Genomic DNA, 10,850 nt, shown 5'->3' with positions numbered 1-10,850 from the left:
CGCCGCCGCCGCGGCCGCCCCGCGCTGATCCGCGCCACGCTGCGCGTGATGCGGCTGCACGGGCTGGATGACGACGCCGCCTATGACCTGCTGCGCCGCGCCGCGATGCGCGCGCGCATGAGCATCGAGGATTACAGCGAGGCCTGGCTGGCCGGGCAGGACCCCGCCGCCGGCGCCCCGCGCCCATCCCCCACGACGCAGAGGATCGCATGATGCAGAACAGGTTTGTCTCGCGCCGCGCCGTGTTGCAGGGCGGCCTGGCGCTGGCGGGCGGCACGCTCGCCGCGCCGCTGGTGGCGCGCCACGCGCTGGGCGCCGAGCCGGTCAAGGTCGGCAGCCTGCTCGACCTGTCGGGGCCGATCGGCGCCTCGGGCCAGGCGATGTTCAACACCATCCGCCTGGCGGTGGAGGAGGTGAACGCGGCGGGCGGCCTGCTCGGCCGGCCGGTGGAGCTGGTGAACTACGACACGCAGTCCACCATCCAGCTCTATTCGCAATACGCGCAGCAGCTGGCGTTGCGCGACAAGGTGGCGGTGGTGCATGGCGGCATCACCTCGGCCTCGCGCGAGGCGATCCGGCCGGTCTTCAACCGCTACCGCATGCTGTATTTCTACAACGTGCTGTATGAGGGCGGCGTCTGCGACCGCGACACCTTCGTCACCGGCACCACGCCCGCGCAGACGGTGAACAAGCTGGTGCCCTATGCGATGGAGAGCTGGGGCAAGAAGGCCTACATCCTCGCCGCCGACTACAATTACGGCCAGATCACCGCCAAGTGGATGAACAAGTATGTCCGCGATGGCGGCGGCTCGGTCGAGGCGATCGAGTTCTTCCCGCTCGATGTCACGGAATTCTCGGCGACCATCAGCAAGATCCAGCGCGCCGCGCCGTCGATGGTGCTGTCGGCGCTGGTGGGCGCCAACCACACCGCCTTCTACCGGCAATGGGCGGCGTCGGGCATGAAGTCGCGCATCCCGATCGCCTCCACCACCTTCGGCCTGGTCAATGAGGTGGCGAGCCTCGACCCGGCGGAGAGCAATGGCATCGTCACCAGCTATGGCTACTACCAGGAGATCGACACGCCGGCGAGCAGCGGCTTCGTGGACAAGCTGCGCGCCAAGCACGGCGCCAACATGCCCTACACCAGCGAGCTGGCGGCGGCGAACTATGAGGGCTTCATGCTCTGGGCCGAGGCGGTGCGCAAGGCGGGCTCGCTCGACCGCGTCAAGGTGACCGAGGCGCTGGAGACCGGCATCGCCTATGACGGCCCCTCCGGCAAGGTGACGATGGACCGGCAGACGCACCACGCCGTGCGCAACGCCTATCTGGCCGAGGCGCGCGACCGCAGCTGGAAGGTGCTGCAATCCTACCCCGACCAGCCGCCGGCCGACACGGCGGCGGTGTGCGACCTGGTCGCCAATCCGCGCATGAGCCGGCAATTCGTCATCGACGTGTCGAACTGACGCCATGGCGCTGACCGGTCTCCTCACCTTCAACATCCTCAACAGCATCGCGCTGCTGCTGCTGCTGAGCCTCGGGCTTGGCGTCATCTACGGGATGATGAAGGTCATCAACCTGGCGCATGGCGAGTTCGTCATGCTGGGGGCCTACACCACCGTGGTCTGCGCCGATGCGGGGCTGAACATCTGGCTGGCCATGCTGGTGGCCGCGCCGCTGGTCTGCGGCCTGGTCGGGCTGGTGGTGGAGCGCGGGCTGATCCGCTTCCTCTATGGCCGCATGATCGACACCATGCTGGCCACATGGGGGCTGAGCCTGGCGATGATCGGCCTGGTGACGACGATCTTCGGCAACACGGTGCGCGGCGTCTCCAACCCGCTCGGCGGCTTCACCATCGGGCCGTACCAGACCAGCCTCTATGGTGTCTTCGTCATCCTGCTGGCGGTCGCGGTGTGCGCGCTGCTGTGGCTGGCGCTGCGGCGGCTGCGCTTCGGGCTGATCCTGCGCGCCACCATGCAGAACCCGGACATGGCGGCGGCGCTCGGTGTCTCGCCGCCGCGCATCTACATGGCGACCTTCGCCATCGGCGCGGCGCTGGCCGGGCTGGCGGGCGGCGTGCTGGCGCCGATCTCGGGCGTCTCGCCCGGCATGGGCGCGGCCTTCATCGCCAAGGCCTTCATCACCGTGCTGGGCGGCGGCCCGGCCATCATCACCGGCACCGGCCTCGCCTCCGGCCTGTTCGGCAGCGTCAGCGAGCTGGCCAGCTTCCAGACCACGCCGGTCTTCGGCCAGGTGGCGCTGCTGCTGGTGGCCATCGTGATGATCCGCCTGCTGCCCAACGGCATCACCGGCCGTTTCCTGAGGAGGAGCGTATGACCGCGCATTCCGGCCTGCTCAGCTTCCTGGCCATGCTGGGCATGGGGCTGGCCCTGCTGATCGGCGCGCCGATGCTGTTCGACCTGTTCGCGCTGCTGCAGGTCACGGTCTTCGTCGCCATGGCGGTGCTGGCGCTGAGCCAGGGCTTCATCTGGGGCTATGGCGGCATCATGTCCTTCGGCCAGTCCGCCTTCTTCGGGCTCGGCGGCTACACCTACGCGGTGATGGCCATGAACATCCCGGAGACGGGCTGGGCGGTGGCCGGCGCCATCGCGCTGCCGGCGCTGTTCGCCGCGGCGCTCGGCTACTTCATGTTCTATGGCCGGATCAGCGACGCCTATGTCGGTGTCATCACGCTGACCGTCACCATCATCCTGTTCAGCGTCATCAACTCCACGGCGGGCGATGCCTACACCATCGGCAACGCGCCGCTCGGCGGCTTCAACGGCATGCCGGCGGTGCCGCCGCTGACCATCCCCGGCCACCCGGACATGCCGCTGGAGCCGGAACAGCTCTGGTATGTCAGCATGGGCTGCCTGCTGCTGGTCTATGTGCTGCTGCGCGGCATCCTGGCCAGCCGCTTCGGCCGTGTCGTCGTCGCCATCCGCGAGAACGAGACCCGCGCCCAGCTGCTCGGCTACGACACGCGGCTCTACAAGCTGCTGGTCTTCGCCATTGGCGGCGGCATCGCCGGCGCGGCAGGCTGCCTGTTCACCAACTGGGGCGGCTTCATCAGCCCGACCGTGTTCTCGCTGGCCACCTCGGCGCAGGTGCTGATCTATGTGCTGGTGGGCGGGCTCGGCACGCTGCTGGGGCCGATCCTCGGCGCCTTCGCCATCCAGTACCTGATCACCGCGCTCGGCGCGCAGCAGGCGCTCAACGCCAATCTGGTGCTGGGCGTCATCCTGGCGGTGTTCGTGCTGCTGGTGCCGCAGGGCGTGGTGCCGGTGCTGCGCGACGCGCTGATGCGCCTGGTCCGCCGCGCCCGCCCCTCCGATCCGGTGCCGGCGCCGCTGGGCGCGGAGGCCAAGCCATGAGCGGCGGCCTCACCCCGCTGATCCAGGCGCGCGGCGCCACCATGCGCTTCGGCGGCGTCACCGCCGTGGACAATGTGGACTTCACCCTGGGCGAGATGGAGCTGCGCTGCCTGATCGGCCCGAATGGCGCGGGCAAGAGCACCTTCTTCAAGATGCTGACCGGCCAGCTGACGCCGAGCAGCGGCACGGTGAAGTTCCGCGGCCGCGACATCACCGGCGCGGCGCCGCATGCCATCGCCCGGCTCGGCATCGGCATCAAGACGCAGGTGCCGAACGTGTTCAACGGCCTCACCGTGGCCGAGAACATCGCCATCGCCGCCGCGCGCGGCAAATCGGCGCAGCAGGCGCGGCGCATCGTGGCGGAGACGCTGGAGCGCGCGCGGCTGACCGGCATCGCGCACCGCATGGTGGGGCAGCTCGCCCATGGCCAGCGGCAATGGGTGGAGATCGCGACCGTGCTGGCGCAGGAGCCGGAGCTGGTGCTGCTGGACGAGCCGGCCGCCGGCATGACGCATGAGGAGGTGCTGCGCACGGCCGAGCTGATCCGCGAGATCAACCGCAGCCAGGCGCTGATCGTCGTCGAACACGACATGCAGTTCATCCGCATGATCGCCCGCAAGGTCACCGTCTTCTGCCAGGGCGCCATCCTGGTGGAGGACGAGGTGGAGGCCGTGCTGGCGAACCAGGCGGTGCGCGATGTCTATCTCGGAAAGCAGGCGGCATGATGTTGCAGGTGCAGGGCCTCCGCGCCGGCTATGGGCGCATCCCGATCCTCGCCGGGGCCAGCTTCTCGGTGGGACAGGGGGAATTCGTCGGCATCCTCGGCCATAACGGCATGGGCAAGACGACGCTGCTGAAGGCGCTGATGGGCTACCTGCCCGCCACCGCCGGCGGCGTCACGCTGGACGGGCGCGACATCACCCGCCTCACGCCCACCGCCCGCGCGCGGCTCGGCCTCGGCTATGTGCCGCAGGGGCGGCAGATCTTCGGCACGCTGACGGTGCGGGAGAATCTGCGCATGGGCTGCCTGCTCTCCGACCAGCCGGAGGAGCAGGTGATCGACGGCGTGCTGGCGCTGTTCCCGCGCCTGGTGCGGCTGCTGGACCGCATGGGCGGCGCGCTCTCGGGCGGCGAGCAGCAATTGCTGGCGCTGGCGCGCTGCCTCTGCGGCGACCCCCGCCTGGTGCTGCTGGACGAGCCGACCGAGGGCATCCAGCCCTCGATCAACGAGGAGATCGTCGAGACGCTGCTCGCCCTGCGGCGGAGCCGCGACATCACCATCCTGCTGGTCGAGCAGAAGCTCGATTTCATCGCCGCGCTGTCGCAGCGCATCCTGATCATCCAGAAGGGCGCCATCACGCGGGAGACCACGCCGGAGGCGGTGCAGGACCCGGCGCTGATCGCGGAGTTCGTCGGCATGGCGGCCTGAAGGCGCCACGACCCTTCCCACGCAAGGACGGAGAGAGAGATGAGTGTCGCGAAGCCAAGTCTCGCGCAGCTGGAGGATATCGCCCTCGATCTGGGCTTCGACCTGGAGCCGGAGCGGCTGGCGGAGTTCCAGGCGCTGATGGAGGGCGCCGTCGCCGCCTACAATGTCGTGGATGCGCTGCCCGACGAGAAGCCGGCGGTGACCTATCCATGCACGCCGGGATACCAGCCACCGGCGGCCGAAAACCCGCTGAACGCCTGGTATGTCCGCACCGAGGTGAAGGGCGCACCAGAAGGAAAACTCGCCGGCAAGCGGGTGGCGCTGAAGGACAATGTCTGCCTGGCCGGCGTGCCGATGATGAACGGCGCCGCCACGCTGCAGGGCTATGTGCCGGATCTGGATGCCACCATCGTCACCCGCCTGCTCGATGCCGGCGCCACCATTCTCGGCAAGGCGCATTGCGAGAGTTTCTGTCTGTCGGGCGGCAGCCACACCTCGGCGCTGGGGCCGGTGCACAATCCGCATAGGCATGGCTATTCGGCGGGCGGCTCCTCCTCCGGCTCGGCGGCGCTGGTCGCGGCGGGGGAGGTGGAGCTGGCGATCGGCGGCGACCAGGGCGGCTCGATCCGCATCCCAGCCTCCTTCTGCGGCATCTACGGCATGAAGCCGAGCTGGGGGCTGGTGCCCTACACCGGCATCATGCCGATCGAGGCGACCATCGACCACACCGGGCCGATGACCGCGAATGTCGCCGACAACGCGCTGATGCTGGAGGTGCTGGCCGGCCCCGACGGGCTCGACCCGCGGCAATCCGGCGTGCCCGCCGCGCCCTATACCGAGGCGCTGGGCAAGGGCGTGCAGGGCATGCGCATCGGGCTGGTGAAGGAGGGCTTCGGCTGGCCCGCCTCGCAACCCGAGGTGGACGCCAAGCTGCGCGACGCCGCCGCGCGCTTCGAAAAACTCGGCGCCGTGGTCGAGGAGGTCAGCGTGCCGATGCACCGCATCGGCAAGGACATCTGGGCGCCGATCGGCAATGAGGGGCTGCAGGCGCAGATGATGCGCGGCAACGGCATGGGCTTCAACTGGAAGGGGCTCTACACCGTCGGGCTGCTGGACGCGCACGCGCCCTGGCGGGAGCGCGCCAACGACCTCTCCGACACGCTGAAGCTCTCCATGTTCATCGGCGAGTATTTCTCCCGCTATTATCGCGGGCGCTACTACGCCAAGGCGCAGAACATCGCCCGCCGGCTGACCGCCGATTACGACGCCGCGCTGGCGCGCTACGACCTGCTGCTGATGCCGACCCTGCCGATGGTGGCGACGCCGCTGCCGCCGGCCGACGCGCCGCTGGCGCTTATCGCGCAGCGCGCCTTCGAGATGCTGCCCAACACCTGCCCCACCGATGTCACCGGCCACCCGGCGATGAGCCTGCCCTGCGGCCTGGTCGATGGCCTGCCGGTGGGCGCCATGCTGATCGGCCCGCGCTGGGGCGAGAGCGCCATCTACGCCGCCGCCGCCGCCTTCGAGGCGGATGGCGACTGGCGGAGCTTCTAGCGGTGATCAGCATCACCGCCATCCTGCGCGCCCGGGAGGGGGAGGGGGAGGCGCTGCTCGCCGCGCTGCGCGAGGTGGCGGCGCATGTGCGCGCGGCGGAGCCGGGCACGCGCGGCTTCTTCGTCTCCCGCGATCTCGACGACCCGGCGCTGTTCACCACCTACGAGCGCTTCGCCGACCGCGCCGCGATGGAGGCGCACAATGGCTCGCCCGCCGTGGCGCGCTTCTTCGAATTGGCCGGGCCGCTGCTCGAAGGCCCCGTCACCCTGCTGCAATGCGAGGAAAGGGAGGCCGTCCAGCCATGACCGCGCTGCACGAGATGGAACTGCTCGACCTCACCGCGAGGATCCGCGCGCGCGAGATCTCGCCGGTGGAGGCGACGCGCGCGCAGCTCGACCGCATCGGCGCGCTCGATGCGACGCTGCACTCTTACGCGCTGGTGCTGGAGGAGCAGGCCATGGCCGCCGCCCGCCAGGCCGAGGCGGAGATCGCCCGCGGCGAGTGGCGCGGGCCCCTGCATGGCGCGCCGGTCGCGGTGAAGGACCTCTGCTGGATGGCGGGGGTGCCGACCGCCGCCGGCACCACCATCCACCGCGACTTCCGCCCGGCCGAGGATGCGACCGTGGTGGCGCGGCTGCGCGCGGCGGGGGCCATCATCCTCGGCAAGCTGCAGATGACCGAGGGCGCCTATTCCGCCCACCACCCGGAGATCCCGGCGCCGCTGAACCCCTGGGGGGCGGCGCACTGGACCGGCGCCTCCTCCTCCGGCTCCGGCGCGGCGACGGCGGCGGGGCTGTGCCATGGCTCGCTGGGTTCGGACACCGGCGGCTCCATCCGCTTCCCCTGCGCCGCCAACGGGCTGACCGGCTTCAAGGGCACATGGGGCCGGGTCAGCCGGCACGGGGTGTTCGACCTCGCCCCCAGCCTCGACCATGTCGGCCCGATGACGCGCAGCGTGGCGGACGCCGCCGCCATGCTCGGCGCCATCGCCGGCGAGGATGCGCGGGACCCGACCGCCGCCTCGGTGCCCGTGCCCGACTATCTGGCGGGCATCGGCGAGGGCATCGCCGGGCTGCGCATCGGCCTCGACCCGGCCTGGAACGCCGAGGGCTGCGACGCCGACACGCGCGCGGTGGTCGAGGCCGCGGCGAACACCCTGGCCGCCCTTGGCGCCCAACTGACAGAAATCCGCTTCCCCGATCCGTCGCAGGTGATCCGCGACTGGTTCCCGCTCTGCGCCGTCGAGGTGGCGGCGGCGCATGCCGCCACCTGGCCGTCGCGGCAGGCCGAATATGGCCCGATCCTCTCGGCGCTGATCGGGCAGGGGCATGGCGTCACCGCCTTCGATCTGCACGCCATCGCCATGCGGCGCCGCGCCTTCACCGCCCGCGTCAACGCGCTGTTCGCCGGCATCGACCTGCTGCTGGTGCCGGTGCAGGCCTTCGCCGCGCCGACGCTGGCGCGCATGGGCGATCTCGGCGCGGATGCGGCGCTGATGAAGGGGCTGCTGCAATACACCTGCCCCTTCGACATGACCGGCCATCCGGCGCTGACCCTGCCGGGCGGCGTCACCGCGCAGGGCGGCATGCCGGTGGGCTTCCAGCTGATCGGCCCGCACTGGTCGGAGGCGCTGCTGGCCCGTGCCGGCCATGCCTACCAATCCGCCACCGCCTGGCACCGCCGCCACCCCGCCTTGGCCGAGGCGGTGCCGGCATGAGCCGCCACCACACCATCCCCGCCACGCCGGAGAACATGGTCTGGGGCTATTTCGAGGCCGGGCAGACGCCGGTGCTGGAGGTGGAGAGCGGCGACACCGTCACCCTCTCCTCCTGGCCGGCGGGCGGCATGGAGGCGATGCCCGCCGACATCCCGCTGCTGCCGGAGCACCGCGCGGCGCTGGAGGGGCTGCCGCGCCTCGGCGCGCATTTCATCACCGGCCCGGTGCGGGTGCGCGGCGCCATGCCGGGCGATGTGCTGCAGGTCGACATCCTGTCGCATGACTTCCCGACCGATTGGGGCTTCATCTCGATCCTGCCGCTGCTCGGCGCCCTGCCGGCGGAGTTCACCGACTACGAGACGGTGCATCCGCGCCTCGACCGCGCGGCGGGGGAATGGGTGATGCCCTGGGGAAGCCGGGTGAAGGCCGAGCCCTTCTTCGGCATCCTCGCCACCACCCCGCCGCCGGAATGGGGGCGGCAGCCCTCGCCGCCGCCGCGCGCCTTCGGCGGCAACATGGACAACAAGGCGCTGAAGCCCGGCACCACCCTGTACCTGCCGGTCTTCGTCGAGGGCGCCGGCTTCTGCGCCGGCGACGGGCATGGCGCGCAGGGCGATGGCGAGGTCTGCATCACCGCCGTCGAGACCGCGCTGACCGGCAGCTTCCGCCTGACCATCCGGCGGGATTTCGCCCTGCGCGGCCCCTTCGCCGAGGATGCGGAGAACCTCATCGCCATCGGGCTGGACGAGGATCTGGACGATGCCGCCGCCGCCGCGGTGCGGCAGATGGTGGAGCAGGTGGTGGCGCGCAGCGGCCTCAGCCGCAACCACGCCTACATGCTCTGCTCGGTGGCGGGCGATCTGCGGGTGACGCAGATCGTCGACGGGGTGAAGGGCTGCCACATGGTGCTGCCCAAGCGGGTGCTGCCGCCGCCGGGCGCCGCCGGATGAGCGCCGCGCTGTATGACCGCATCATCATCGGCGCCGGCTCGGCCGGTTGCGTGCTGGCCCACCGGCTGAGCGCCGATCCCGCCTGCCGCGTGCTGCTGCTGGAGGCGGGGCGGGAGCCGCCCCTGGCCTCCCGCATCCCCTCCGACTGGCCGACCATGTTCAACACGCGGGTCGATTGGGGCTACCACACCGAGCCGCAGGCGGGCTGCCGTGGCCGCCGCATCTTCTGGCCGCGCGGGAAGATGCTGGGCGGCTCCGGCTCGCTCAACGCCATGATCTACATCCGCGGCGTCGCCTCGGATTACGACGGCTGGGCGGCGCAAGGCTGCCCGGAATGGGGCTGGGCGCAGGTGCTGCCCGCCTTCCTGGCCAGCGAGGACAATGCCCGCCACCCCGCCGGCCCCCATCACGGCCAGGGCGGCCCGCTGCCTGTCGGCGAGGCCCCCTACCGCGACCCGCTGGAGGAGGCGTGGCTGGCCGCCGCCCGGGCGGCGGGCCTGCCGGCGAATGACGATTTCAACGGGCCGGAGCAGGAGGGGGTGGGGTTCTTCCAGCTCACTGTGCGCCAGGGCGAGCGGCACGGCACGGCGGCGGCCTATCTGCGCCCCGCCCTGGCGCGGCCGAACCTGGCGCTGGAGGCGGGCGTCACCGTCACCCGGCTGCTGCTGGAGGGCCACCGCGTGCGCGGCGTCGAGTATCTGCGCGAGGGCCGGCCCTGCCGGGCGATGGCGGACCAAGCGGTGGTGCTGGCCGCCGGCGCCATCGGCTCGCCGCATCTGCTGATGCTCTCCGGCATCGGCCCGGCCGATGCGCTGCGCGCAGCCGGCGTCACCCCACGCCACGACCTGCCCGGCGTCGGGCAGAATCTGCAGGACCACATCAACATCCCCGTCTGCTTCCACATGGAGGAACGGCGCGGCATCGGCGCGATGACCGAGGCGGAGCTTGAGGCCAGCCTGGCGCGATGGCAGGCGACGCGCGACGGGCCGCGCAGCTCCCCCTGGGTGGCGGCGGGCGGCTTCGCCCGCACCCGGCCCGGGCTGGTGGCGCCCGACATCCAGCTCTACGGCGCCGCCAGCGCGCACCAGGATTACGGGCGGCACCTCGCCACCCGGCCCGGCATGACGCTGCACGCCACGCTGCAGCGGCCGAACAGCCGGGGCGAGATCCGCCTGCGCTCGGCCGACCCGCTGGAGGCCCCGGCGATCGACCCGCGCTATTTCAGCAGCGACCCGTCCGGCGAGGATCTGGCCACATTGGCCGAGGGCATCGCGCTGAACCGCCGCATCGCCGCCCAAGCGCCACTCTCCGGCCTGCTGACGCGCGAGGCCGGGCCGGGCGCCGATTGCCGCGACGCCGCCGAATTGCGGGCGTTCATCCGCGGCCATTGCACCACCCTCTACCACCCGGCCGGCACCTGCCGCATGGGGCGCGACGCGCTGGCGGTGGTGGAGCCCGACACGATGCGGCTGCGCGGGCTGGAGGGGCTGTATGTCGCCGATGCCTCGGTGTTCCCGGTGATGGTCTCCGGCAACACCAACGCGCCCACCATCATGGTGGCGGAGCGCGCGGCGGCGATGATCGCGGGGGCGGGGGTGGGGGCGCCGCTGCCGGCCGGCGCGGTTTGACGGGCTCCGCCCCGCCAGTCTAGGCAGGATGCGGGGCGCCGCCGGCGCCCGCGCCGCCCGCTGGAGACGCCGATGCCGCCTGCCGATCCCGTGCTGATCGCGCTCGACTGGGGCACCACCAGCCTGCGCGCCTCGCTGATGGGGGCGGCCGGCCAGGTGCTGGCGCGGCGCGAGGGCGGGCCGGGCATCACCGCCCTGCCG

Annotated in this window: 11 protein-coding genes; all 11 read left to right on the top strand. The window is 71.5% G+C overall.

Annotated elements, in window-relative coordinates; translation table 11 throughout:
* The coding region (locus HMPREF0731_RS06465) for an ANTAR domain-containing protein (protein ID WP_007003248.1) at positions 1-213 on the top strand (213 nt) is incomplete at its 5' end.
* On the top strand, positions 213-1,463 hold the full coding sequence (locus HMPREF0731_RS06460) for an urea ABC transporter substrate-binding protein (RefSeq protein ID WP_245538254.1): 1,251 nt from the start codon (positions 213-215) through the stop codon (positions 1,461-1,463). The genes HMPREF0731_RS06465 and HMPREF0731_RS06460, both read left to right, overlap by 1 nt.
* 4 nt (positions 1,464-1,467) lie before the next feature.
* Positions 1,468-2,334: an ABC transporter permease subunit gene (locus tag HMPREF0731_RS06455; protein ID WP_007003246.1), complete on the top strand. Its 867-nt coding sequence runs from the start codon at positions 1,468-1,470 to the stop codon at positions 2,332-2,334.
* Entirely contained in the window at positions 2,331-3,371 is a 1,041-nt protein-coding gene (locus HMPREF0731_RS06450) for an ABC transporter permease subunit (RefSeq protein ID WP_007003245.1), read from the top strand. The genes HMPREF0731_RS06455 and HMPREF0731_RS06450 overlap by 4 nt, the downstream gene beginning before the upstream one ends.
* Positions 3,368-4,096, top strand: coding sequence for an ATP-binding cassette domain-containing protein (locus HMPREF0731_RS06445; RefSeq protein WP_007003244.1), 729 nt, complete (start codon positions 3,368-3,370; stop codon positions 4,094-4,096). Before HMPREF0731_RS06450 ends, HMPREF0731_RS06445 begins: the two co-directional genes overlap by 4 nt.
* Positions 4,093-4,800 (top strand): ABC transporter ATP-binding protein, encoded by a 708-nt coding sequence (locus HMPREF0731_RS06440; RefSeq protein ID WP_007003243.1) that lies wholly within the window; start codon positions 4,093-4,095, stop codon positions 4,798-4,800. Before HMPREF0731_RS06445 ends, HMPREF0731_RS06440 begins: the two co-directional genes overlap by 4 nt.
* Before the next feature lie 39 nt (positions 4,801-4,839).
* Positions 4,840-6,354 carry an amidase gene (locus HMPREF0731_RS06435; protein ID WP_007003242.1) on the top strand — a complete coding sequence of 505 codons (1,515 nt, stop codon included), beginning with the start codon at positions 4,840-4,842 and terminating at the stop codon, positions 6,352-6,354.
* Between the two features lie 2 nt (positions 6,355-6,356).
* Positions 6,357-6,659, top strand: coding sequence for a putative quinol monooxygenase (locus tag HMPREF0731_RS06430; RefSeq protein WP_007003241.1), 303 nt, complete (start codon positions 6,357-6,359; stop codon positions 6,657-6,659).
* Positions 6,656-8,071, top strand: a complete 1,416-nt coding sequence (locus HMPREF0731_RS06425; protein ID WP_007003240.1) for an amidase — start codon at positions 6,656-6,658, stop codon at positions 8,069-8,071. The genes HMPREF0731_RS06430 and HMPREF0731_RS06425 overlap by 4 nt, the downstream gene beginning before the upstream one ends.
* Positions 8,068-9,021: an acetamidase/formamidase family protein gene (locus tag HMPREF0731_RS06420; protein WP_007003239.1), complete on the top strand. Its 954-nt coding sequence runs from the start codon at positions 8,068-8,070 to the stop codon at positions 9,019-9,021. Before HMPREF0731_RS06425 ends, HMPREF0731_RS06420 begins: the two co-directional genes overlap by 4 nt.
* On the top strand, positions 9,018-10,649 hold the full coding sequence (locus HMPREF0731_RS06415; protein WP_007003238.1) for a GMC family oxidoreductase: 1,632 nt from the start codon (positions 9,018-9,020) through the stop codon (positions 10,647-10,649). The genes HMPREF0731_RS06420 and HMPREF0731_RS06415 overlap by 4 nt, the downstream gene beginning before the upstream one ends.
* Positions 10,650-10,850 lie beyond the last annotated feature (201 nt).

This window comes from Pseudoroseomonas cervicalis ATCC 49957, from assembly GCF_000164635.1.
GTDB classification, from domain to species: domain Bacteria; phylum Pseudomonadota; class Alphaproteobacteria; order Acetobacterales; family Acetobacteraceae; genus Pseudoroseomonas; species Pseudoroseomonas cervicalis.
Note: the sequence above shows the minus strand (reverse complement) of the source record. Positions and strands in the feature narration are given on the sequence as shown.